The organism is Mesorhizobium hunchu (assembly GCF_040081975.1).
Lineage (GTDB): Bacteria > Pseudomonadota > Alphaproteobacteria > Rhizobiales > Rhizobiaceae > Mesorhizobium > Mesorhizobium hunchu.
In genome coordinates this window covers 51,170-73,959 of the sequence record NZ_JBEBMG010000013.1, presented here as the reverse complement: position 1 = coordinate 73,959, position 22,790 = coordinate 51,170, and the positions used below count along the sequence as shown (strand labels likewise).

General features: G+C 66.1%; 26 protein-coding genes. 11 read left to right on the top strand and 15 right to left on the bottom strand.

What is annotated here, in order from left to right; all coding sequences use genetic code 11:
• Positions 1-18 precede the first annotated feature (18 nt).
• Both ABMA46_RS18900 and ABMA46_RS18895 read left to right on the top strand, forming a co-directional pair.
• Complete coding sequence (locus ABMA46_RS18900) at positions 19-312, top strand: BrnT family toxin (RefSeq protein ID WP_349001559.1); 294 nt, start codon at positions 19-21, stop codon at positions 310-312.
• A gap of 13 nt (positions 313-325) precedes the next feature.
• Positions 326-613, top strand: coding sequence for a BrnA antitoxin family protein (locus ABMA46_RS18895; RefSeq protein ID WP_425475773.1), 288 nt, complete (start codon positions 326-328; stop codon positions 611-613).
• Positions 614-667: 54 nt separating this feature from the next.
• Here ABMA46_RS18895 and ABMA46_RS18890 read toward each other — a convergent pair whose 3' ends face one another.
• Positions 668-1,030 (bottom strand): RcnB family protein, encoded by a 363-nt coding sequence (locus ABMA46_RS18890; RefSeq protein ID WP_349001557.1) that lies wholly within the window; start codon positions 1,028-1,030, stop codon positions 668-670.
• 460 nt (positions 1,031-1,490) lie between these two features.
• Here ABMA46_RS18890 and ABMA46_RS18885 point away from each other — a divergent pair, with 460 nt between their 5' ends.
• Positions 1,491-3,155, top strand: coding sequence for a Na/Pi cotransporter family protein (locus tag ABMA46_RS18885; RefSeq protein WP_349001556.1), 1,665 nt, complete (start codon positions 1,491-1,493; stop codon positions 3,153-3,155).
• A 49-nt stretch (positions 3,156-3,204) separates the two neighbouring features.
• On the opposite strand, the gene ABMA46_RS18880 is transcribed toward ABMA46_RS18885, so the two are convergent.
• Both ABMA46_RS18880 and ABMA46_RS18875 read right to left on the bottom strand, forming a co-directional pair.
• Positions 3,205-4,092, bottom strand: coding sequence for an NAD(P)/FAD-dependent oxidoreductase (locus ABMA46_RS18880; RefSeq protein ID WP_349001555.1), 888 nt, complete (start codon positions 4,090-4,092; stop codon positions 3,205-3,207).
• A 12-nt stretch (positions 4,093-4,104) separates the two neighbouring features.
• Positions 4,105-4,548: an Rrf2 family transcriptional regulator gene (locus tag ABMA46_RS18875; RefSeq protein ID WP_349001554.1), complete on the bottom strand. Its 444-nt coding sequence runs from the start codon at positions 4,546-4,548 to the stop codon at positions 4,105-4,107.
• 191 nt (positions 4,549-4,739) lie between these two features.
• Here ABMA46_RS18875 and ABMA46_RS18870 point away from each other — a divergent pair, with 191 nt between their 5' ends.
• Together ABMA46_RS18870 and ABMA46_RS18865 are read left to right on the top strand one after the other, a co-directional pair.
• A complete protein-coding gene (locus ABMA46_RS18870; RefSeq protein WP_349001553.1) occupies positions 4,740-5,924 on the top strand; it encodes an MFS transporter in 1,185 nt (394 codons plus the stop codon).
• Between the two features lie 161 nt (positions 5,925-6,085).
• On the top strand, positions 6,086-6,340 hold the full coding sequence (locus tag ABMA46_RS18865) for a DUF2061 domain-containing protein (RefSeq protein ID WP_349001552.1): 255 nt from the start codon (positions 6,086-6,088) through the stop codon (positions 6,338-6,340).
• 56 nt (positions 6,341-6,396) lie between these two features.
• On the opposite strand, the gene ABMA46_RS18860 is transcribed toward ABMA46_RS18865, so the two are convergent.
• Positions 6,397-6,846 (bottom strand): GatB/YqeY domain-containing protein, encoded by a 450-nt coding sequence (locus tag ABMA46_RS18860; protein WP_349001551.1) that lies wholly within the window; start codon positions 6,844-6,846, stop codon positions 6,397-6,399.
• Positions 6,847-6,966: 120 nt separating this feature from the next.
• On the opposite strand from ABMA46_RS18860, the gene ABMA46_RS18855 reads away from it, so the two are divergent.
• Positions 6,967-7,410, top strand: a complete 444-nt coding sequence (locus ABMA46_RS18855; RefSeq protein WP_349001550.1) for an SRPBCC family protein — start codon at positions 6,967-6,969, stop codon at positions 7,408-7,410.
• Positions 7,411-7,460: 50 nt separating this feature from the next.
• On the opposite strand, the gene ABMA46_RS18850 is transcribed toward ABMA46_RS18855, so the two are convergent.
• The gene (locus tag ABMA46_RS18850) at positions 7,461-8,528 is read right to left on the bottom strand and encodes a calcium:cation antiporter (protein ID WP_349001549.1); all 1,068 of its coding nucleotides are present in this window, start codon (positions 8,526-8,528) and stop codon (positions 7,461-7,463) included.
• A 284-nt stretch (positions 8,529-8,812) separates the two neighbouring features.
• On the opposite strand from ABMA46_RS18850, the gene carA reads away from it, so the two are divergent.
• Positions 8,813-10,012: a glutamine-hydrolyzing carbamoyl-phosphate synthase small subunit gene (gene carA / locus ABMA46_RS18845; RefSeq protein ID WP_349001548.1), complete on the top strand. Its 1,200-nt coding sequence runs from the start codon at positions 8,813-8,815 to the stop codon at positions 10,010-10,012.
• 42 nt (positions 10,013-10,054) lie between these two features.
• Here carA and ABMA46_RS18840 read toward each other — a convergent pair whose 3' ends face one another.
• The 6 genes from ABMA46_RS18840 to mntR all read right to left on the bottom strand — a co-directional run bounded on the left by ABMA46_RS18840 (position 10,055) and on the right by mntR (position 15,679).
• Positions 10,055-10,435 carry a hypothetical protein gene (locus ABMA46_RS18840; RefSeq protein ID WP_349001547.1) on the bottom strand — a complete coding sequence of 127 codons (381 nt, stop codon included), beginning with the start codon at positions 10,433-10,435 and terminating at the stop codon, positions 10,055-10,057.
• Positions 10,436-10,569: 134 nt separating this feature from the next.
• The gene (locus ABMA46_RS18835) at positions 10,570-11,838 is read right to left on the bottom strand and encodes a TCR/Tet family MFS transporter (protein WP_349001546.1); all 1,269 of its coding nucleotides are present in this window, start codon (positions 11,836-11,838) and stop codon (positions 10,570-10,572) included.
• 181 nt (positions 11,839-12,019) lie between these two features.
• Positions 12,020-13,654: a pilus assembly protein TadG-related protein gene (locus ABMA46_RS18830; protein ID WP_349001545.1), complete on the bottom strand. Its 1,635-nt coding sequence runs from the start codon at positions 13,652-13,654 to the stop codon at positions 12,020-12,022.
• Positions 13,655-13,768: 114 nt separating this feature from the next.
• The gene (gene ypfJ, locus ABMA46_RS18825) at positions 13,769-14,713 is read right to left on the bottom strand and encodes a KPN_02809 family neutral zinc metallopeptidase (RefSeq protein ID WP_349001544.1); all 945 of its coding nucleotides are present in this window, start codon (positions 14,711-14,713) and stop codon (positions 13,769-13,771) included.
• 172 nt (positions 14,714-14,885) lie between these two features.
• Positions 14,886-15,071: a hypothetical protein gene (locus tag ABMA46_RS18820; protein ID WP_349001543.1), complete on the bottom strand. Its 186-nt coding sequence runs from the start codon at positions 15,069-15,071 to the stop codon at positions 14,886-14,888.
• Positions 15,072-15,187: 116 nt separating this feature from the next.
• The gene (mntR, locus tag ABMA46_RS18815) at positions 15,188-15,679 is read right to left on the bottom strand and encodes a manganese-binding transcriptional regulator MntR (protein WP_425475772.1); all 492 of its coding nucleotides are present in this window, start codon (positions 15,677-15,679) and stop codon (positions 15,188-15,190) included.
• A 176-nt stretch (positions 15,680-15,855) separates the two neighbouring features.
• Between mntR and ABMA46_RS18810 the strand changes: the two genes are divergently transcribed.
• Both ABMA46_RS18810 and ABMA46_RS18805 read left to right on the top strand, forming a co-directional pair.
• A complete protein-coding gene (locus tag ABMA46_RS18810) occupies positions 15,856-17,232 on the top strand; it encodes an Nramp family divalent metal transporter (RefSeq protein WP_349001542.1) in 1,377 nt (458 codons plus the stop codon).
• Between the two features lie 70 nt (positions 17,233-17,302).
• A complete protein-coding gene (locus tag ABMA46_RS18805; RefSeq protein WP_349001541.1) occupies positions 17,303-18,130 on the top strand; it encodes a protein-L-isoaspartate O-methyltransferase family protein in 828 nt (275 codons plus the stop codon).
• Positions 18,131-18,147: 17 nt separating this feature from the next.
• Here ABMA46_RS18805 and ABMA46_RS18800 read toward each other — a convergent pair whose 3' ends face one another.
• Positions 18,148-19,320 carry an MFS transporter gene (locus ABMA46_RS18800; RefSeq protein ID WP_349001540.1) on the bottom strand — a complete coding sequence of 391 codons (1,173 nt, stop codon included), beginning with the start codon at positions 19,318-19,320 and terminating at the stop codon, positions 18,148-18,150.
• Between the two features lie 196 nt (positions 19,321-19,516).
• On the opposite strand from ABMA46_RS18800, the gene ABMA46_RS18795 reads away from it, so the two are divergent.
• Both ABMA46_RS18795 and ABMA46_RS18790 read left to right on the top strand, forming a co-directional pair.
• Positions 19,517-19,873 (top strand): ArsR/SmtB family transcription factor, encoded by a 357-nt coding sequence (locus ABMA46_RS18795; protein ID WP_349001539.1) that lies wholly within the window; start codon positions 19,517-19,519, stop codon positions 19,871-19,873.
• A 260-nt stretch (positions 19,874-20,133) separates the two neighbouring features.
• Positions 20,134-21,321: an SH3 domain-containing protein gene (locus ABMA46_RS18790; RefSeq protein ID WP_349001538.1), complete on the top strand. Its 1,188-nt coding sequence runs from the start codon at positions 20,134-20,136 to the stop codon at positions 21,319-21,321.
• 53 nt (positions 21,322-21,374) lie between these two features.
• Here ABMA46_RS18790 and ABMA46_RS18785 read toward each other — a convergent pair whose 3' ends face one another.
• From ABMA46_RS18785 to minD, 3 genes are all read right to left on the bottom strand, one after another.
• Positions 21,375-21,557: a hypothetical protein gene (locus ABMA46_RS18785; protein WP_349001537.1), complete on the bottom strand. Its 183-nt coding sequence runs from the start codon at positions 21,555-21,557 to the stop codon at positions 21,375-21,377.
• A 136-nt stretch (positions 21,558-21,693) separates the two neighbouring features.
• Positions 21,694-21,975, bottom strand: a complete 282-nt coding sequence (gene minE, locus ABMA46_RS18780) for a cell division topological specificity factor MinE (RefSeq protein WP_349001536.1) — start codon at positions 21,973-21,975, stop codon at positions 21,694-21,696.
• Positions 21,972-22,787, bottom strand: coding sequence for a septum site-determining protein MinD (minD, locus tag ABMA46_RS18775; protein ID WP_349001535.1), 816 nt, complete (start codon positions 22,785-22,787; stop codon positions 21,972-21,974). The genes minE and minD overlap by 4 nt, the downstream gene beginning before the upstream one ends.
• Positions 22,788-22,790: the final 3 nt, after the last annotated feature.

Below are 22,790 nucleotides of genomic sequence, written 5' to 3'. Positions count from 1 at the left end.
GCAAACTAGGAATGCATCATGCAACCCGTGGAAAGAATCGAGTTCGATGAATTTGAATGGGATGAGGCAAAGCGCCTTCGCACTTTGAACGAACGCGGAATCGACTTTCGTAGTGCTGCCGAGGCTTTGCTGAGACCGCATCTGGAAGAGCGTTCCGATAGAAATGGAGAAGTCCGGACTCTTGCGATCTGTAGCGCCACGCTACGAGTGATTGCGGTTATCTACACGGCTCGTGGTGGCGTCTGCCGAATCATTTCCGCAAGGCCGGCACGAAGGTATGAGCGAAAAGAATATAGTCAGGTATTCGGCTGACGAAATTCGCCGAATGGTTGCGTCCGGCGAAAGCAAGTCGGACTGGGCGCGCGTCGATGCCATGACCGACGCGGAAATCGAAGCGCAGATGCGCGACGATCCCGACTGGGCCGATTTCATGGACATAGACTGGTCGAAGGCGACCATTGTTTGTCCCGTCCCCAAGAATCCCGTCTCGATCCGCCTCGATGCGGACGTGCTGGACTTCTTCAAGGCAACAGGCAAAGGCTATCAGACCCGCATCAACGCGGTGCTGCGCCATTTCATGCAGGAGACCTTGAAGAACAAGAAAACCGGCTGATCATGCGAAAAGGCGGCCCGCAGGCCGCCTTCCCTATGATCGGTGACTTGGAGCTTACTGCGAGGCGATGATGCCGGCGATGACACCCGACATCATCGAGACCAGCAGGTAATCGTTGCCGACGCGGATCCACTCCTGGCCCGAGCCGGGGCGGCGCAGGTGGTGACGGCGCCAGTCGACACGCTGATGCTTGCGCCAGTCGCCGTACCTCTGGCCGTTTCTCCAGTGCGAACGCCTGACGACCTTCTTCTTGACGATGACCCGCTTCTTGACGTCGCGATGGGTCGGTTTCTTCCAGTCGACGTGAACCACGGACGACTGCGGCGCGACCGGAGCGTTGATCGGCGCGGCCTGGCCGGACAGGGCCGACGCGGCCAGCATGGAAGCGGCGACAGCCGAAAGAACGAGACGTTTCATGTGCGGTACTCCTTGTTGTCGATGGCATGAGAAGTAGCGCCGGGAGAATGAACCGAAACTGAACGACCGCATTACGTTTTTGTAATGAATTCTGCCATTTAGGCCTGCGCCCTGAGAAATGGCATTGCGACCGCGTCATCGGCCTGGACGGGAGCCTCCTGTCGCCCGCCGTGCAACGAACTGATCGCAAATGCGTTTTTTCTGGCGATGGTGAAAAGGCTGGGCGCATAAAATGCGATTCCGTTTCGATTGTCGAAATTATGCAATTATTACCGCAGCTTATCCATGGCCTGACGTACTTGCCAAGCGAAACGAAAAGGACTATTGCCCTGCGTTTGACTTGGCCGGAAAAATTAACCGGCTAAGATGAAATCAAAGGACTGGATGTGATTCGCACCCCTTCACCGACACTCGGGAACGCGCCGACGCGCCTTGGCGACGTCCGCGCGCGGCTGTCGGCATGAGCGGCTCGGTCGTCCTTCTCCACCTCGCCGGCGCGGTCGCGCTGATGCTGTTCGCCACGCGCATGGTCAAGACGGGCGTCGAGCGCGCCTATGGCGATGTGCTGCGCCACAGGCTGCGCGCCACCATGCGCAACCCGATCATGGCGGTGCTGGCCGGCACAGGCCTGGCGATCGCCCTGCAAAGCTCGACGGCCGTGACCCTTCTGGTCGGCTCCTTCGCCGGCGCCGGCATCGTTTCGGGCGCGGCAGGGCAGCTCGCCGTGCGCGGCGCCGAGATCGGCTCGGCCATCGTCACCAAGCTGCTCACCTTCGACCTGACCCTGCTGGTGCCGCTCTGCCTGATCGCCGGCACCTTCATGTTCATGGCGACCGAGCGCCGCGACTGGCGCCAGATCGGCCGCATCCTGGTCGGCATCGGCCTCCTGATCCTGTCGCTGGAGATGATCGGCCAGGCTTCCGAGCCGCTGCGCGACAGCCAGTTGATGCCGGTCATCATCAATTATTTCTCGGGCGACCCGCTCACCGCCTTCCTGCTCGCCGCGCTGATCACCTGGCTGTTCCAGTCCTCCATCGCCGCAGTGCTCCTGATGGCGACGCTGGCCGGGCGCGGCCTGATCACGCCGGAGCTCGGCGTGGTTCTGGTGCTGGGCGTCAACCTCGGCTCCTCCGTCATCGCACCGATGCTGACGCGCGGCGCCGAGCCCGGCGTGCGCATCGTGCCGGTCGGCAACCTCCTGATGCGCGGCCTCGGCTCGCTGGTCATGCTTCTCCTGTTCATGACGATGAAGCCGCAGGTCGCCTTCCTGGGCGCCACCGCCTCCGACCAGATCGTCAACGCCCACATCCTGTTCAACGTCATCATCCTGATTGCTGGCCTGCCGCTGGCCGGGCTCGTCTATCGCGCGTCCGAAAAGATCGTGGCGCTCGGCGCCAAGCCGGAAGCCGGGGACGACCTGCAGGTGGTGGAATTGTCGGCGCTCAACGACGCCGCCCTCGATACGCCTTCGCAGGCGCTCGCCAACGCCACGCGCGAAGTGGTGCGCGTGTGCGAGACGGTCGAGATCATGCTCAAGCGCATCATCGAGCTCTACCAGGACGCCGACGCCGACAAGATCCGCGCACTCGCCTCGCTTGACGACCGCGTCGACGCCAAGCACGCCGCGATCAAGATCTATCTCGCCAAGCTCACCCGCAACCAGTTGAGCGAGAGCGAGGCGCTGCGCTGCCAGGAACTGCTGGGCGCCTGCGTCAAGCTCGAGCAGGTCGGCGACATCATCGTGCGCAACATGCTGGCGCATGTGCGCAAGAAGTTCGATCTCGGCCTGGAATTCACGCCCGAGGGCTGGCGCGAGCTGACCGCCTTCCACGACACGGTCATGGCCAATGCGCGCATGGCCTTCAACGTGCTGATCTCGCGCGACGCCGAGACGGCGCGCCAGCTCGTGCTGGAAAAGGACCGTCTGCGCGAGCGCGAGCGCGAGACCAGCCAGAGCCACTTCCTGCGCCTGCGCGACGGCACGCCGCAATCGATCGAGACGAGCTCGATCCACCTCGACACCATCCGCGACCTCAAGCAGATCAATTCGCTGCTGACCTCGATGGCCTATCCGGTTCTCGAAGAGCGCGGCCTGCTGCGCGGCACCCGCCTGCAGGCAAGCTGACCGGCTGCAATCAGCGGCGGCGGGCAGGGACGCGTCCGTTCCTTTGCGCTTAACTGCGAAACATCAAGGAGGCATGCGTCGCCGCGCCCGCCATCGCTCCGTCGCCGACCGAAAGAGCGACCGAGCCGGCCGCGCGCGCGGCGTCGCCACAGGCGAAGACACCGGGCACCGTCGTTTCCTTCATCGCGTTGGTGCTGATGAAGACGCCGACCGGCCCCTCCTCCATCGCGCAGCCGAGATCATCCGCCAGCCCGCCGGCGGGGCAGGTCCGGCTGGCCGTGAAGATGCCGGCGAGCGGCACCACGCGCCCGTCGGCGAGCTCGACATCGGCCTTGCCGCCGATCCGGGCGATGGGCGTGCGCTCGACGGCCGTCCCGCGCGCCGCCAGTTGCGCGAGCTGTTCGGCGGTCGGATCGAAACTGCCGTTGACGAAGAAAATGGTCGGTCCCCAGTCGGGCAGCATGAGGCCATGATGGAGCGAGATCTCGCCCACCGCGACCACGCCGATCGGCCCGCCGCCCAGTTCGTAGCCGTGGCAGTAGGGACAGTGGAACACGCTCCTCCCCCAACGCTCCCGCAAGCCTTCCACCTCCGGCAGCGTATCGGTGACGCCGTGCGCCAGCACCAGCCTTTTCGCTTCATGCCGTCCGCCGTCCGCTGTCATGACGCGAAAGCCGGCGTCCCGCACCTCGGCACGTCGCGCCTCTCCGTCATGCCATGACAGAGTGGGATAGGCTTGAAGCTGGGCGCGCGCCGTGCCCGCGATGGCGGCCGGGTCGGCGCCGTCCTGCGTCAGGAAGCCGTGCGAATGTTCGGCGAAGCGGTTACGCCGCCGGCCGGCGTCGATGACCATGACCCGCCGCCGCGCGCGGACGAGTTGCAGGGCGGCAGACATGCCGGCATAGCTGCCGCCGATGACGATGGCATCGAAATCCATTGGTTGTGTTCCTCACTGTTCGTGGTCGCCATGCCCTGCGAAGCGCCGTTTGAAGTCCGCGGCCAGCACGGCCAGCGAGACAGCACCGAAGCGGCGCATCAGGAGGTCCTCGGCTTCGGCGAACGCGCCGTCGAGCACGGCGTTGACCGACTGCTCGACAAGACATTGCGGCGTCTCGTTGCGGTTGCCGATGGCGAACACCGCCGGCTCGCCGAGCGCCATGTGGATGTCGCGCAGCGTGACGGCGTCGAGATCGCAGGCGATCGACCAGCCGCCGCTATGGCCCTTTTCCGACCTCACGAACCCGGCGTCGCGCAGGCCCGCCATGGTCCGCCGCACCACCACCGGATTGGTGCGCATGCACTGGGCAAGCGCATCTGACGTCATCGGTCTGCCGTGCGCGGCCATGTGCAGCAGCGCATGCAGGACGGAAGAAAGGCGGCTGTCTCGCTTCATGTAACTTCGTTTATTACATAACAAATGAAGTTACAAGACCCTCACCCAGACGTAGCTTTCTTTGCAGATCATTCGTCCGGCACAGCCCGGCTGGCAATGTCACCAGGCTTGAACCACGACGCAGATTTTCTCGATTGCGGTTATCGCGCATCCATGGTCTTTCAGCGCTCCTCACATCGGGGACCAATCCCATGCCGTTGCCGCTGATCGCCCTCTTCCTGGCCGCCTTCGCCTTCGGCACGACGGAATTCGTCATCGCGGGCGTACTGCCGGAGGTTGCCAAGGGTCTCGGCGTCTCCATCCCGAGCGCCGGCACGCTCGTCTCCGGCTATGCGCTGGGCATCGCCATCGGCGGGCCGTTGCTGACGCTTGCCACGCCGCGCGTCCCGCGCCGCACCCTGCTGCTCGGCTTGGTCGCCGTCTTCACGCTCGGCCAGGTGGCCTGCGCGCTGGCCCCCGGCTTCACGTCGATGCTGGCGCTGCGCATCGCGGTGGCGGTCGCGCACGGCACCTATTTCGGCGTCGCCATGGTGGTGGCGACGGGGCTGGTAAGCGACGAACGGCGCGGCATGGCGGTGGCGCTGGTGCTGGCGGGCCTGACCGTCTCCGGCATCGTCGGCGTGCCGGCCGGCACGGCGATCGGCAATCTCTGGGGCTGGCGCGCCACCTTCTGGGCGATGACGGCGCTCGGCGTCGTCGCGGCGTTCGCCATTGCGCTCCTCATTCCCGCGACGAAGGTCGCCGCCGCCAGGCCGGCCAGCCTCGGGCGCGAGATCGGCGTGCTCGGCCGCCAGCAGGTGTGGACCTCGCTCATCGTCATGCTGATGCTGATGCTCGCGCAGTTCGTGCCCTACACCTACATCACACCGCTGCTGCAAACCGTCACCGGCCTGTCCGCCGAAACCGTGCCCTGGGTCCTGCTGGCGAGCGGCGTCGGCGCGACGCTCGGCGTCTTCATCGGCGGCAAGGTCGCCGGCCACCGGCTGATGACGGCGCTGATCGCCATGCTCGCCATGCAGGCCGTCGTCATGGCGGCCATGTATGTCGTGGCGCCCTACCCTGTGCCGATGCTGCTCGTCGTCATGGTGTGGGGCGCCCTCAACTTCTCGATCGGCACCGCCGTCCAGACCCGCATCCTGCGCTGGACGGCCGACGCCCCGAACCTCGCCTCCTCGCTGATCCCGTCCGGTTTCAACGTCGGCATCGCCATCGCCGCCTTCGTCGGCGCGACCATGCTGAACGCCGGCCTGCCCTACCGCACCCTGCCGCTGGTCGGCGTGGCTGCCATGGCGGTGGCGGTCGTGGCCGCTGTGCTGTCGAAGACCGCCGAACGGCGCAGCGGATCACGGCCGCCGCTGCCGTCGGCGGCGGCGTAACTACAATTAGACAGGATAGCCAGAGCTCGTCCTCCCGACATTCAAAGATCCGCCTCACCAGGAGAAAACCATTCCGCCGGTTCCGTGCCGCGGAAAAAATCTTCCTTTGCCGGCCAGCCCGCCTGCGATAACAGAAAAGGGTTGAGCATGGAGCGACGGATTTGGACACCCACTCGCGCAGTTTCCTCAAGGCGCTGTCCTGGCGGGCGACGGGTTCGATCGACACGATGATCATTTCCCTGATCATCACCGGCAGCTTCAAGCTGGCCGCCGCCATCGGAACGACCGAGATCGTCACCAAGTCCGTGCTCTATTACCTGCATGAGCGGGCCTGGCTGAAAATCCCCTATGGCCGGCGCGAGCAGCAGGCCTCGCCCCGCCCAGAGCCCGGCGAACAGGCTCCGGAAAACGTCTGAAGCGTGTTGCCCGAAAGTGCGTAGCGGTCTTGCGTCCGCAAGTGCGCCGGAAATCTCTAGGACAGCAGCGCCTTAACGGTGCCGCTCGCCTTGCCGAAATCCATCTGCCCTGCATAGTGCTCGCGCAGCGCGGCCATCACCTTGCCCATGTCCTTGATGCCGGCGGCCCCTGTCTCGGCCACGACCGCCCTGATGGCGGCTTCCGTCTCGGCCTGATCCATCTGCTTCGGCATGAAGTCGCGGATCACCGCGATCTCGGCGCGCTCGGTGGCCGCGAGTTCGGCCCGCCCGCCGTCCTCGAAGGCCTTCGCCGATTCCTCGCGCTGCTTCACCATCTTGGCCAGCAGTTGCAGGATCTCGTCGTCCGAGGCGGCGTCCTTGCCGGCGCCGCGGTTGGCGATGTCGCGGTCCTTGATCGCCGCCTGGATCAGGCGCAGCGTCGACAGGCGCGGTCTGTCGCCGGCCTTCATCGCCGCCTTCACGTCTTCCATCAGCCTGTCGCGCATCGCCATTCTCCTGGTCAGGCCCTGATAAATGGGATTTCTTCATCAATCTCAAGAGAGATTGTAGGATCGCCGCGACATCGTCCGTCCTCAGTGCATAGACTGACCCATAAGGAGAACGACATGCCCGGAACCGTCCGCCTTCACCGCGTCCTGACCACCACGCCCGACAAGCTCTATCGCGCCTTCGTCGAGGCCGACGCCCTTGCCAAATGGCTGCCGCCGAACGGCTTTACCTGCACGGTGCACTCGTTCGAGGCCAAGGTAGGCGGAACGTTCAAGATGTCCTTCCGCAACTTCACCACCGGAGACAGCCACTCCTTCGGCGGCGAATATCTCGACCTCGTTCCCGGCGAACGGGTGCGCTACACCGACACGTTCGACGACGCCAACCTGCCCGGCGAGATGCAGGTGACGGTGACGCTGAAGAAAGTCTCCGTCGGCACCGAAATCAACATCGAGCAGGCCGGCATCCCCGACCTGATCCCCGTCGAGGCCTGTTATCTCGGCTGGCAGGAATCGCTGCGCAACCTTGCCAAGCTGGTCGAGCCGGACATCAGGCAGTAGGGCGAACCCGGCCGACATCCTCTCCTGGGGGGTCGGCCGGACACCATCCGTCAGCCCCACCAGAAAATGGTGGCGATGATGACATAGAGCCCGATGAGCGCCGCCCCATCGACGATGTCGGCGCGCCCGTCGACCGTCACGACAGTGACCACGAGCACCGACAGGAACAGCGAAACGGCGAGGATCGGCGGGATCGCCAGCGTGAAAGGCGTGCCGCCGAGCACGAAGCTGACGAGGATCAGGATGGGAATCAGGGCCACGGCGACCTGAAGCGCGCCATTGAGCACGACGCTGACCGCGAAATCGGCCTTGCCCTCGATCGCCAGCCGGATGCCGACGACGTTCTCGACCGCATTGCCGGCGATGGCGACCACGACGAGACCCGCGAAAACCTGGCTGATGCCGAGCACCTCGATCGCCGGCTCGAGGGTTTCGACGAACCAGTCCGACACCAGCGCCGCCGCGACCCCGCAGATGGCCAGCACGCCGGCGGCCAAGCCAAGCGGCCATGCATGCGCACGCTTGCGCGCCTCGGCCGGCACCGTTCTTTGGCCTTGGGCGAGCATGGCGCGAGTCTGCGCAGCAAAAACGATCAGGAGCACGATCGCGCACACCACCGCCAGCGCCTGCTCATGCGCGCCGGCCGGAAGATGCATCTCCTGAGCCAGCGTCGGCAGCACCAGGGCGCAGACCGCCAGCAGGAGCAGCACCGCCATCATCCGCGGCGCCTGGCCCTCGAATTTCAGGACGCCGTGCTTCGCCCCTCCCATGACGAAGGCGAGGCCGAGCACGAGAAGCGCATTGCCGAGGATCGAGCCGATCAGCGAAGCCTGGACCACCGCCACCAGGCCCGACTGAAGCGCGAAGATGGCGATGAACAGTTCAGGCAGGTTGCCTACGGCCGACTGGACGATGCCCGTCGCTGCGGGACCGAGATAGTTTCCCAATTCGTCCGTCGCCTCGCCGATCAGATGCGCGATGGCCGCCAGCGCCAGCGCGCAGGCGGCAAAATTGGGGATCGGCCCCGCACCGAGAAAATGCAGCGCCGCGGCGAGCCCCACCAGTGCCGCCGATATTGCCATGACCGCCAGAGCGCTGCGTTCGATCGTTGCCGGCATTCGTCCCTCTCCGTTTGCGGATCCAATCTATCGATAATCACTGAATTGCGCATAGGCGAGAGTGGATGCCGCCGAAGCGGTCCGGTCGAATCCGAAACGTCGCCCACCGACCACGGAACGCTCCACGCATATGGAGACAATCCCCCGCGGCAATTGACCCCTCGCCCGCCTTCCCCTATGTGCAGGCCCTGCAACCACACTGGTTACACCGACGACGCGCGGCGACGGCCGCCGCGTCCTTTGCTGCGCGCGGCTGCCGGGCCGCGCCCCGATGGAGAGCCCCGATGGCAGCCACCACGCCCTGGACCACCGAAAAGCCCACTGCCCTGCTCGTTCTCGCCGACGGCACGGTGATCGAGGGACGCGGACTTGGCGCCACCGGCTCGGCAGTCGCCGAGGTGTGTTTCAACACCGCGCTCACCGGCTACGAGGAAATCCTCACCGACCCCTCCTACGCCGGCCAGATCGTCACCTTCACCTTTCCGCATATCGGCAATGTCGGCGCCAATGGCGAGGACGTCGAGGACCTGACCCCGGCAGCCCGCGCCGGCGCCGTCGGCGCGGTTTTCAAGGCCGATGTCACCGACCCCTCCAACTACCGCGCCAGCGATCATCTCGACCAGTGGCTGAAACGGCGCGGCATCGTCGCGCTGTGCGGCATCGACACGCGGGCGCTGACCGCCCTGATCCGCGAAAAGGGCATGCCGAACGCCGTGATCGCCCATGCGCCGGACGGCAGGTTCGACGTCGAGGACCTGAAACGGCAGGCAAGAGCCTGGTCGGGCCTGGTCGGGCTGGACCTCGCCAAAGAGGTCACCTCGGGCCAGTCCTCGGTGTGGGCCGAGACGCCCTGGGCCTGGAACGAAGGTTACGGCATACAGGATGCGCCCTCCCTGCACGTCGTCGCCGTCGACTATGGCGTGAAGCGCAACATCCTGCGCCTGCTGTCAGGACTCGGCGCCAAGGTCACGGTCGTGCCGGCCAAGACCGGCGCTGACGAAATCCTCGCCATGAAGCCGGACGGCATCTTCCTCTCGAACGGCCCGGGCGACCCCGCCGCCACCGGCGAATACGCCGTGCCCGTCATCCAGGAGCTTCTGAAGACGGACATCCCCGTCTTCGGCATCTGCCTCGGCCACCAGATGCTGGCGCTGGCCGTCGGCGGCAAGACCCGGAAGATGCACCAAGGCCACCACGGCGCCAATCATCCGGTCAAGGACCACACCACCGGCAAGGTCGAGATCGTGTCGATGAACCACGGCTTCGCGGTCGACTCCGACTCTTTGCCGGAAGGCGTTGAAGAGACTCACGTTTCGCTGTTCGACGGCTCCAATTGCGGCATCGCGTTGACCGGCAGGCCGGTGTTCTCGGTGCAGCACCACCCCGAAGCCTCGCCCGGCCCGCAGGATTCGCACTATCTCTTCCGGCGTTTCGTCAACCTGATCCGGGAAAGGAAGGGCGAGCCCGCGCTGGCCGAACGGTAACGCTCGCGCGGCGGGGAGCGCCGGGCAGGTCCCCGGCGCGCCTCAGCTCTTTTTCTTGGTGATCAGCGTCAGCGTGCCGTCGGTGCCCATCGCCGTCGCCACCACCTGCTCGGACGTCGCGCCCTTGGCGTCGAGCGCCGCCTTCGCTTCGGGGGTGGCGTCGATCGTGCTGCGCAACTGCTTGAGCGAATCGTCGTTGGACTGCGCCATCACCTGCTCGACCTGCTTTTGCGTGTCCTGCGGCAGCTCGCTGACGTCGACGACGTTGAAGCGCTGGATCTTGGGAGCGGTCTCCGGCGCGGCGGGCGCGGTTTCAGGCGTCGCGGCCGGGGCCTGCGCCGGCTGCGTGGATGAGGTCTGCGCATTGGCCGCAAGCGTGCCGATGAGGCTCAGGCTCGCCGCCAGTAGGAGTACGGTGCGCATGGGTGGTCCCTTTCCGGTTGGCCCCCGACCCACCGTGGCACCAGACAGGCGCAATGAGTCCTGAACCTGCCGCCATCCGGGTTATTTCGTGACCAATCCGTGGCCGGAATGTGGCGGCGCCCCGGCAGCCCTTCTCAGTGGCCTGCGCCCGCGCCTTCCGCCGCGTGCATCCTCTCCACCTCCTTCGGCGTCGGCCTGGCGACCTTCGTCACGAACACCAGCAGCGCCAGCGCCAGGAAGACGCCGCCCACCACATAGGGCGCGCCGGCGAACGCCACCGGGGCCGACGGGCCGGTGAACCACGAAAAGATCGCCGTGTAGAGGATCGGCGTGATGATCGTCGTGATGGAGAAGATCGACGTCATGGCGCCCTGCAGTTCGCCCTGCGCCGAGGGCGGCACCTTGGCCGCAGCCAGGCTCCGCAGCGGCGGGTCGGCCAGGGCTTCGAGACAGCCCGCGACGATCACCGCATAGACCATCCAGCCCTGCCAGGCGAAGGCGTAGCCGAAGGCGCTGACGGCGGTGAAGGAAAGCCCGATCGTCGCCGTGCGCCATTCGCCGAGCCTCGGGATGACGCGCGGCAGCACGGTCGCCATGATGACGGCGCCGCACAGGCCGAAGGCGCCCAGCGACAGGCCGATCTGCGTCTCGCTCCACCCGTAGCGATAGGTGGAGACGAACGACCACACCGCCGGATACATCATATGGCCAAGCGTCATCAGGAAAAATACGAGCCCGATCCAGCCGATGCCGGGGTAGTTGCGCATCTGCTTGAGGGCGCCGAGCGGATTGGCGCGTTTCAGTTCGAACTTTCGCCGGTGCCGGGGCTCCAGCGTTTCGGGCAGCAGGAACAGCCCGACCAGGAAGTTCACAAAGGCCAGGCCCGCCGCGAAGAAGAACGGCACGCGCGGCCCGAACGTGCCGAGCAGGCCGCCCAGCACCGGCCCGATGACGAAGCCGATGCCGAAGGCGATGCCGAGCAGGCCGAAATTCCTCGCGCGGTTCTCGTCGGTCGAGACGTCGGCGATGAAGGCGGACGACGTCGAATAGCTGGCGCCCGAAATGCCCGCCAGCACCCGCCCGATGAACAGCATCGGATAGGACCATGCGACGGCGCAGATCAGATTGTCGATGGCGAAGGTCAGCACCGAGGCGAGCAGGATCGGCCGCCGCCCGAAACGGTCCGACAGATTGCCGATCAGCGGCGCGAAGAAGAACTGCATGGCGGCATAGACGAAGAACAGCCAGCCGCCCTCGATCGCCGCCTCGGAGATGCTGACGCCGGTCAGTTGGTGCAGATAGGCCGGCAACACCGGCATGATGATGCCGAAGCCGATGACGTCGAGCAGCAGCGTCGTGAAGACCAGCGCCAATCCGCGCCGGGCCTTTGCCTCGTCAATCATTGCAGTCACCATTCGCGAATCCGCGCCGGTCCGTCCGGCGCGGCGGGCGACGGTTATAGGCCGGCGCAGGCGCTTCAACAACGCGCTGCTGCCGCCCTCCTGACATCAGCGGCCAGCGTATCGTTCCAGCCGTATCGCTGCGGACCGGTACAGCGTGCGGGCCGGCCGGAGCGGCCTGCCGCTACGAGGAGATACGCACGCGAGCGATCTGCTCCCTGATCTTGCCGAAAGCGGCGCTGAGCTGGCTGCGGGACGGCACGTCGAAGTAATTCTCAGGCGTGCTGGCGCAATCCTTCAGCAGGCTGCCTGTCGCCACATTGGGCTCCTCGAGCCGGATGGTATAGACTTCCATCCCCTGCTCCTTCGCCGCCGTGCAGGCCGCCAGCGTCCGCTCGTTCATCCGCGATCCCGTCGAACTGGAGCCGCCTGCGGTGATGCCGAGACGGCCGTCGACGAGATACCCAAGGCTGGAATAGGTCGAGCCGAGCGAATTGCCGGTATTGCCAAGCACGTTGGAGCCGTCGGTCAGCACGATCAGGATCTTCTCCAGGTTGGGCGTGGTCCTGGGGTCGCCGCCCTGGCTGAACGGCTCGCCGGGCGAAAGCACCCGCATTCCCCAGGCGACGCCCTCCATGATGTTGGTGTTGCCTGCGGCCCTCAGACCGTTCACCTTGGCCTTCAGCGCCGGATAATCGTTGGAAAGCGTCGTCAGCGGCTGCGAAACGCAGCCGAAGCCGGGACCTGTCTGGCCATATCCGTTGATCGCATGGGTGGAAATCGGGATGGTCGTCTGACCGCCGAACAGCAATCCGTTCAGCAGCGCCCATACGACATCCAGCAGGCCTCCATTGAGCGGATTGCCAGCCGGATCGGTCCGCACGCCGTATTTGTTCCAGCGCTTGATCTTCTGCGCGGTCGACGGGTCGTTCGGCGTAGCTTCGGATCTGATGTAGCTGTTGAGGAACCCGCCGCTGTCCGGCTCGTCGACCGCGAAGGCGGGCACGAACAGCGTTTCCGGTTTTGCCGGATCGGCCGGCGCATCGCTGATGTCGTAGTCCCTGCCGGCCTGCTCGCGCGTTTCCACGCAACCGGACCAGGTCTGCCCCAGATTGGCATTGAGCTGGAAACGGCTTGCACCGGTACTGAGTTCGGATTGCTTGAGCGGGCTCGCGCCCTTGAGATCGAGCCACGCCGCGCCGGTGCCGTCGATCTGCTTGCCGTTGCCGTCGAAGGACGGGCCATAGCCGGGTCCGACATTGACGAAGGAAGAGAACGGAACCAGCGCGAACTTCAGCTTGTCGGGATTGTCGACCTGGCTCGACATGTCGTCGATCAGTCCGTTCACGGCGTCCTTCATCGCCGCCAGCTTGCCGCCGGCCATGGAGCCTGTGGTATCGAGCACCAGCCCGACTTCATAAGAGGCATAGGCGATGTCGGCCGAAGATACCGCCGCGACCGGCCAGCCGGCATAGCCGAACAGCCCGCCGAAGGCGATCGGCGCGTTCGTCGTTCCACCGACGCTGAAGGCCGTGCCGTCGTGGGCGACTTTCACGTTGGTCACGTCGAAGCCGCTGTTTTCCCGCAGGAAGCGCCGCGCTATCTCGTTGGCCCGCTCGTCGGAGATGTTCTTGCCTTCCCGCGCGATGGACAGCACCGCGGCGTCGAGGCTGTTCTGCAGGTCGGACCGGGTTCGCGTGATGGTGGAATAGTCCAGCGCCATGCCGACGCCGAGCAGCAGCGGCGTGGCGAGCACGGCCGACATGAGCGCGAAGTTACCGCCGCGGTCGCCGGCGAAGCGATGAAGCCAGTCGTGCATGTGCCACCCCTGATTGCAGCGGCACGTTAACACCAGTTCCTTGCCGGATCGCTGAATGCGCACCGCGCAATTTTAGCGCCGGCGTTAACCTTCGCCGGCGCTGTCTGGGGTGGGTCAGATCGGGTTGTTGAAGGTATCGCAGTCGGAAAGCTTGCCCGAATCGAAGCCCCGCTTGAACCATTTGACGCGCTGGGCCGAGGTGCCGTGGTTGAAGCTCTCCGGCACCACATAGCCCTGCATCTTCTTCTGCAGCGTGTCGTCGCCGATCTGCTGGGCGGCGTTGAGCGCTTCCTCCAGGTCGCCCTGTTCGAGAATGCCCTTCTGCGCGGTGTAGTGGCCCCACACCCCGGCGAAGCAGTCCGCTTGCAACTCGACCTGCATCGACATGTGGTTGGCGTCGGCCTCGCCCATCGACTGCCGCATCTGGTTGAATTTCGGCAGGATGCCCGTGAGGTTCTGGACGTGATGGCCGACCTCGTGCGCGATCACATAGGCCTCGGCGAAATCGCCCGAAGCGCCGAACTGCTGTGAAAGCTGCTTGAAGAAATCGGTGTCGAGATAGACCTTCTGGTCGTTGGGGCAATAGAACGGCCCCGCCGCCGAGCTGGTGAAGCCGCAGGCCGAACGGACGCCACCGGAGAACAGGAGAAGGGTCGGCTCCTTGTAGGTCATGCCGTTCGCCTGGAAGATGCCGGACCACACGTCCTCGGTCTCGGCGAGCACGGTGGCCACGAACTGCTTCATCTCGTCATTGGCGGGCGCGCCTGTTCCCTGCCCGCTGTCGTCGGTCATCTGGCCGCTGCCCTGGCCGATGACATCGCCGCCATCGAGCTGGCTCAACACCTGCAGCGGATCGATGCCGCATGCCTTGAGCGCGAAGAACAGCACCACCAGGATGACGATGGTGGAAAGCCCGCCGCCGCCGGCACGACCGCCGATCGGGATGCGAAATCCTCCTCCCGGCCCGCCGAGTCCGCCGCCGGGCATGCCGAAGCCGCCTCCGGAATTGCCGCGCTCGTCGTCAATATTGTCACTTTGCCTGCGGCCTCTCCAAAGCATGTCGGTTCCTCGTCGCGAACGGTGCCCTTCAACCGATAATTACCGCAAGGGTTCGGTCGAGTCACAGGGATTTTTCCGCGCACGGCGCGATCGGGGCATCACGCGCAACGCGGCCGTAGGCGCGAGTCCACGCAATTGATGCCGCGCCGGAGCGATCAGCCCTTCCGGATCTTCATTTCTGCTTGGCGCCGGCGCTCTTTCCGTCCGAACTTCTGGCGCGCTCCTCGAAGCGCTTGGCGCCCTTCGCCAGATCGTGGCCCATCTCGCGCTCGGTCTTCTTCTCGTCGTTCGCGGCCGCCTTGCGCAATCCGCTCGCTGCCTGCTTGCCCTTCGCGGTCGGTGCCTTTTCAACGCCCATGTCGTCCTCCATCGATGGCCGTCCGAGCCGATGCGCGGACCACCATCAACGCGCCGACGCGCGCGCCGTTCCGTCCAGGATCAATGCCTGCGGAATCAGCCTGCGGAATCAGATTGTCAGCCGCCCTGCGCCATCGCGCGCCGGAAGGCGGCGAGCGTTTCGGCGCTGACATGGTGCTCGATACCCTCGGCGTCGATGCGCGCGGTCTCGGCCGAGATGCCGAGCGAGCGCAGGAACGCCTCCACCGTCTGGTGACGCTCGCGGCTTTCCTGCGCCATCTTCAGTCCGGCCGGCGTCAGGAACACGCCGCGATAGGGCTTTCGCGACACAAGCCCTTCCGCTGTCAGCCTTGCCAGCATCTTGGCGACTGTCGGCTGGGCGACACCGAGACGCGCGGCGATGTCGACCTGACGGGCTTCGTTGCCGTCCTCGATCAGGTCGGCGATCAGCTCGACATAATCCTCCGCCAGCGCGGACCGGCGCGCCTCGCGCGTCAGGCGGAAGCCTTGCGAGTGTACGTCCGCGTCGGGAAGCCGCTCGTCGCGCGGGATCGCCTTCTTCGCCGCCAATGCCTTCCCTTCCCGGTAGTCGCCCTGCCGGGCCTTCATAGCACAGGCTTCGATTCTTTCGACCGTTTATCTGACCCTGTCGGTGTCTGCGGAACCGTCGACATGGCGAGCCGCCGGAATACGGCGGTGAAAAAAGCACGCGCAATAGATTATAGCATATTGCATAATTATAAGCCCGAGCGTAAATAAGGTCAGATGATCGAAAGAGACTCCGTATGACTCCTCCTCCCTCCGACGCCGAAGCGACCTTGCCGGGAAGGGCCGACTGGCACTTCCTCGAGCGCACCGGCGACGACAGGCCGAGCCTGCCGGAGGTCCACGCGTCGGTGACGGTGCCGGCGGGCGCCACCTGGCTGCGCCGCTTCTTCGCTTTCGTCGGGCCGGGCTACATGGTGTCGGTCGGCTACATGGACCCCGGCAACTGGGCGACCGACCTCGCCGGCGGCGCGCAGTTCGGCTACACGCTGCTTTTCGTCATCATGCTGTCCAACCTGATGGCGATCCTCCTGCAGGCGCTGTCGGCCCGCCTCGGCATCGCCACAGGCCGTGACCTCGCACAGGCCTGCCGCGCCTATTATCCGCGCCCGGTCGCCTTCCTTCTGTGGATCGCCTGCGAATTCGCCATCATCGCCTGTGACCTGGCGGAGGTCATCGGCACCGCCATCGCGCTGAACCTGCTCTTCGGCATCCCGCTCATCGCCGGCGCCATCATCACCGCGCTCGACGCCTTCCTGCTGCTCTATCTGATGAACAAGGGCTTCCGCTTCCTCGAAGCCTTCGTCGGCGCGCTGCTGATCGTCATCTTCGGCTGCTTCGCCGTCCAGATCGTCGCCGCCCAGCCTTCGGTCAGCGCGATCTTCGGCGGCCTGCTGATCCCCTCGCCCGAGATCGTGACCAATCCGGCGATGCTCTATATCGCCATGGGCATCATCGGCGCGACGGTGATGCCGCACAACCTCTACCTCCACTCCTCCATCGTGCAGACCCGCGCCTATGAACGCACCGAAGAAGGCCGCCGCGACGCCATCAAATGGGCGACGGCGGACTCCACCATCGCGCTGATGCTGGCGCTGTTCGTCAACGCCGCCATCCTCATCGTCGCGGCCGTCGCCTTCCACGGCACCGGCCATCAGGACGTCGCCGAGATCGATCAGGCCTACAAGCTGCTGTCGCCGCTGCTCGGCCTGAGCATCGCCTCGGTGCTGTTCGCGGTGGCGCTGCTGGCGTCGGGCCTCAATTCGACGGTCACCGCCACGCTGGCCGGCCAGATCGTCATGGAGGGTTTTCTCCACCTGCGCATCCCGCAATGGGCGCGCCGCCTCATCACCCGCGGCATCGCGATCGTGCCGGTGGTGGCCGTCACCTGGCTATACGGAGAGAAGGGCACGGCCGAGCTTCTGATCCTGTCGCAGGTGATCCTGTCCATGCAACTGCCCTTCGCGGTCATCCCGCTGGTGCAGTTCGTGTCCGACCGCAGGAAGATGGGCACGCTGGCCATTCCGCGAGGCGTTGGCGTGATTACCTGGGTGGTCGCGGCGCTCATCGTCGTTCTCAACGTCAAGCTGCTCTACGATACCTTCGCAGGCATCTGACCGGCAAAAAATCCCGCCGCGCGCTGGTTCGAGGCCGGCAAAATCCTGTCGGATACCTTATGTTGAAGAGATGACCGATGTTGCCGAAGCCCGCCGTTTCTACGCCGCTCTGCTTGCCAGGCAGGCCGGCGCCCAGGATCCGCGCATAGAGACGGCCTTTGCCACCGTCCCGCGCGAAACATTCCTGGGACGAGGTCCCTGGCCGATCATCGCCGGCAGCGCCACAGTGATGACCCCGAGCGCGGACCCGGCCTACCTCTACCGCAACATGCTGGTGGCCCTCGACCCCGAAAAAGGCATAAACAACGGCGAGCCCCTGCTCCATGCCATGTGGATGGCGAGGGTCGCGCCGCGGCCCGGCGAGGCCGTCTGCCACATCGGCGCCGGGACCGGCTACTACAGCGCGCTGCTGTCGCTTCTCGTATCGCCCGGCGGTGCGGTGACGGCCTGCGAGATCGAGCCGAGCCTCGCCGTGCGTGCGGCCCGCAACCTCGCGCCCTATGCCAATGTCAAGGTCGTGCACGGCGATGCGACGCTGCTCGACCTGCCCGCCTCCGACGTCGTCTACGTCAATGCCGGGGTGGCCGCGCCACCGCTCTCCTGGCTCGACGCGCTGAAACCCGGCGGGCGGCTGGTCTTTCCCTGGCGGCCCACCGATGCCGTCGGCCTCGCCGTGCTGGTCACCCGCACCGGGGCCGGCTTCGCCTGCGAAGCCTTCATGCGCTCTTGGTTCATCCCTTGCGCCGGCGCCGCCGATGCCGGCGGCGCCGCGCTTTTGCCGACGCGCGAGACCGCGCGCGCAATCCGCTCGCTTCGGCTCAATCGGGACGGCCTGCCCGACGACAGCGCCGTCGCGATCTTCGACGACGTCTGGTTCTCGTCGTCGGGCCTGGAGTGAGACGGCCGCAGGCGGGCTTATTCCGCCGGAACCACCACGCGCGAACCGCGCCGGCCGACTGCGATGACCGCCACGGCGGCGAGCGGAAACAGGGCTGCGACCACGCCGAGGTCCGCTGGTGTGCCGTAGCGCAGCGTCAGGCCGCCGACCGCCGCGCCGAGGGCGACGCCGAGATAAAGCGCCGAGGCGTTGAGCGACAGCACCAGCGAGGCCGCCTGCGGCGCCAGCTTGACGATGCGGCTGGCCTGCGCCGGCGCGAAGGCCCAGCCGACAATGCCCCACGGCACGGTGAGCGCGACCAGCGACGGACCGGCAAGGAAATGCGGCAGCAGGACCGGAATGGCGGAAAAGCCGACCAGCAGCACGACGCAGGCGAGCTGCGACCACACCACGGTGCGCGTCGCGCCGAAGCGGTCCGCCATCTGGCCGCCCATGATGTTGCCGATCACGGCGCCCAGACCGAAGCCGAGCAGGACGAGCGGCAGGGCCGCTTCGCCCAGGCCCACCGAGAACGCCAGCGGCGCAACGTAGGAGAACACCGCGAAGGCGCCCGTCAGCGCCAGAACCGTGGAGATCAGGATCGGCCGCACGCCGGGCGTCAGCGCTGCGGCAAGGCGGGCCTTCAGCGGCAGCCTTACACCGAACAGGCCGCGCGGCAGCCGCCACGTAAGGATGGCCCCGGCCAGCGCACCCAGCCCGGCAATCGCGAAGAACGTACCGCGCCAGCCCGCGAACGCCGCAACCACGGCGCCGAGCGGCGCGCCGACGGCGACCGCCACCGTCGTGCCGCCGACGACCACCGAGATCGCCCGCGCGCGGTGATGCTCGTCGACCAGCGCAACGGCCGTCGCCTGCGCCGTTGCGGCGAACAGCCCGGACGACAGCGCCATCAGGATGCGCGCGCCGAGCAGCACCTCGAACGAGGAGGACAGCGCGGCGACGACATTGCCGACCACGAAGGCCGCCAACGTCGACAGGATGACGCGGCGGCGGTCCCAATCTCCGGTCAGCGTGGCGAGGACCGGCGTGCCAAGCGCATAGGCAAGCGCGAAGGCGGTGATCAGGCACCCGGCCAGCGGCACCGAAATGCCGGCGTCGGACGCGATGTCCGGCAACAGGCTGGAAATGACGAAGCCCTCGGTCGAGATGGTGAATGACCCGACAGCCAGCCAGATAAGTCGCTTGTCCATGACGATGTCCTTTAGTTCAAAATTCATTGAACAATTGGACATAGGTCTTTACATTGTCAATGTCATGCCATGAGCCTCCTGCCAGCCTGTTGTCATGATCGCGCGCAGGCGGGTTCCTTCCACCGGCGCGGAAAGCGCAGCGCGGTTCGTGGCGGCAAAGATTGAATGCGGGAGAAAACCAACCTAGGTTCTGGCCATGCAGCTTGCCCATCCGACGACGGACCAGATCGAACTCGCCAACGTGCTCACCGCGCTGGGCGATTCGACCCGTCTCGCCATCGCCGCCGAACTGGCGCGCCAGCAGGACGGTCCGGTGGCCTGCAGCCATTTCCTGATGTTCGCCTCGAAGACAAACCTCAGCTATCATCTGGCGAAGCTGCGCGAGGCCGGCGTCACCCGCACCGAGGTTTCCGGCACCAGCCGCTTCACCACGCTGCGCCGTAGCGATCTGGAACAGCGCTTTCCGGGCCTGCTCGACAGCGTTCTGGCGGCGGCAAAGGAGACCTTGCCGCCTCAGGATGCGGGCGGGCGGGTCGAGACGGCAGGCGCATAGCCGCCATGTTCGGACGGGCCGCCGCTGCGGCGAATCTGAACCTTTCCTGCAACAGGTGGCGCACGGCTGCACAGCTTGTTGCGCAGGACGGCCCGGACGGGCTTCCGTTCCGGTGCCCATATATGCAATCTCTCAACCGCGTCTCTCGCGAAAGGTACCTGTTTCACGAGATGCGCCAACAGGGCTGTTGCGTTGGAGCGGTTCCGCAAGGCCGCGACGGCCGCTGGTCCAGTCGGCAGTGAGGTTCGTCAAAACGCTGCATGGTTCGTCATCTGGTTTCCGTTCTGCTGGCAGTTTTGCCTTTTGCCGTTCCCGCGCAGGCGGCTGACGAGGCGCTGGCGATCGTCAACGGCATCGCCGCCGGCGACCTGCTCAATGTGCGCGCCGACGCCTCCCCGATCGGCCATGTGGAAACGCGGCTCGGCAACGGCGAGGCCCTGCGCAAGTTCGAATGCAGCGATGTCAACGGCTACCAGTGGTGCAAGGTGCAGGTCGTCGACCGGCCCGACGTCACCGGCTGGGTGCCTGCGCGCTATCTGCTGCCGGTCGATCCGGAAGGCACGGCGACCGCCGCCGATACCGAGGATGCGTCCGCCGACGCGGCCGCTGCCGCCGGCACCGTGCAGCAGGGCGATACGGACGCTCAGCCTGCCGCCGTCCCGGCGACGCAGCAAGAGAACGCCGCTCACGCGAACGCCGCGCCGAATCTCGCGGCGCGCTTCGGTGACCCCGCGCCCGCTCCCGGTGTACCCAGCGCCGCAGCACAGGCACAGCCGACGCCATCGTCGGGAATGACCTCGGCGGAAGCCGATGCCTATCGCCTGGCCTTCGCCGCGCGGGCGGAGGCCGCCGCAGCCGCCGGACAGGATGCGCCGGAAGCCGACGCCGCGTCCGATGAGACCGTCGCCCCGAGCGCGGGCGTCATGGTGGAGGATGGAGAACCGCCGCCGGTCACGGGGTCGGCGACAGGCGTGCCCATCCCGACTCCGCGGCCGCAATTGCCGGGCGAAACGCCGGTCGCCACAACGGCCCCGACCACCGCCAATTCGCCCGCCGCGAACCGGGCCGAAGGCGCTTCGACACAGATTGCCTCCGCCGTGCCTGAGTCAGAGCTGGCGGACCAGCCCGCGCAGATCGCCGCGCTGCCCGAACCGAAGACGGCCACACAGGCCTGGGATGCGACAGGCGAGATTCCCTGCGCGCGCTATGTCGGCCAGCCGATGACGCGCTGCAGGGTGGGGATAAAGCGCGAAGGCGGCGGCAAGGCCGACGTCACCGTTACCTGGCCGGACGGCGGAACGCGTGTCATCGGCTTCTATGACGGCAAGCCGGCTGGCGCGGATTCGCGCGCTGAATTCCGCTTCACCCGCGAAGGCGCGCTGAACATGATCCGCGTCGGCGTCTCCGAACGCTTCGAGATCACCGACTCGCTGGCCTTCGGAGACTGAACCGCAAGGTCGCCTCCAAAGGCCCGTAAACCGTCCCGGTGCCGACCGGCGCTCTACGCCGCGTCGGCCTGGTCGGATGGACGCGGTGACAGTCCCGCCGCCTGCTCGCACACCTCGATATGCTTGGCCAGCGCCTGGTTGGACAGGACCGCGCTGATGGTGGTGATGTCACGTCCCTTGTAACGCGGCATCTGCTGGATTTCCTTGAGTCTTTCCAGAAGGGAGATGCGGGTCATGGTATCGCTCCTTTTGTTGTGTTCTGTCAGCGCCGGCCCGCGGGACCATCGCCGCCGAACGTCCGGATTTCTCCGGGCCGCATCGGCGCGCAGGCGTCTCGCCGGCCTTTGATCCAACCCCTGCCCGAAACGGCCCTCAGGCCGCCTTCTTCTTCGCAATGGCCGCCTTGGCGGCGTCGAACGGAAGCTCGACGTCGACGGCAAGCGTCGACATATTCTCACCGCGCTCCATCTTCACGTTCACCTTGTCCTGGTCGATCTGCATGTGTCGGGAGATGACCTTCAGGATCTCGTCGCGCAGCTTGGACACCAGATCGGCGCCCGCCGTGCCGGCGCGCTCATGCGCGAGCAGAACCTGCAACCGTTCGCGCGCCGCCGGCGCCGACTGTGGCTTGGAAAAGAGGCGAAACAGGTTCATGCCGCTTTCCTTCCGAAGAACTTGCCGAAGAAACCGCGCTTCTCGCCGGGAACCGTGACCGGCACGGCCTCGCCCTTGAGGCGCCGCACCGCGTCGAAATAGGCGCGCGCCGGCGCGCTGCTGTCGTCGGCCAGCGTCACCGGCGAACCGAGGTTGGAGGCCTTCAGCACATCCATGCTCTCGGGAATGATGCCGAGCAGCGGGATCGACAGGATCTCCAGCACGTCGTCCACCTTCAACATGTCGCCGCGCTCCGCGCGCGTCGGATCGTAGCGGGTGAGCAGGAGGTGCTTTTCCATGCGCTCACCGTTCTCGGCCTTCAGCGTCTTGGAATCGAGCAGGCCGATGATGCGGTCCGAATCGCGCACCGACGAGACTTCCGGGTTGGTCACCACGATCGCCACGTCCGCGTGGCGCATGGCCAGTGTCGCGCCGCGCTCGATGCCGGCCGGGCTGTCGCAGATCACCCAGTCGAACGCCTTCTTCAGCGCGGCGACGACCTTCTCGACGCCTTCGGGCGTGAGGTTATCCTTGTCGCGCGTCTGCGAGGCGGGCAGCAGATAGAGCGTCTCCACCCGCTTGTCGCGGATCAGCGCCTGGGGCAGCTTGGCCTCGCCCTGGATGACGTTGACGAGGTCGTAGACGACCCTGCGCTCCGCGCCCATGACGAGATCGAGATTGCGCAGGCCGACGTCGAAATCGACGACCACGACCTTGTCGCCGTTCTGCGCCAGCGCCGCGCCGAGTGCGGCGGTGGACGTGGTCTTGCCCACGCCTCCCTTGCCGGATGTCACCACGATAACTTTGCCCATTGG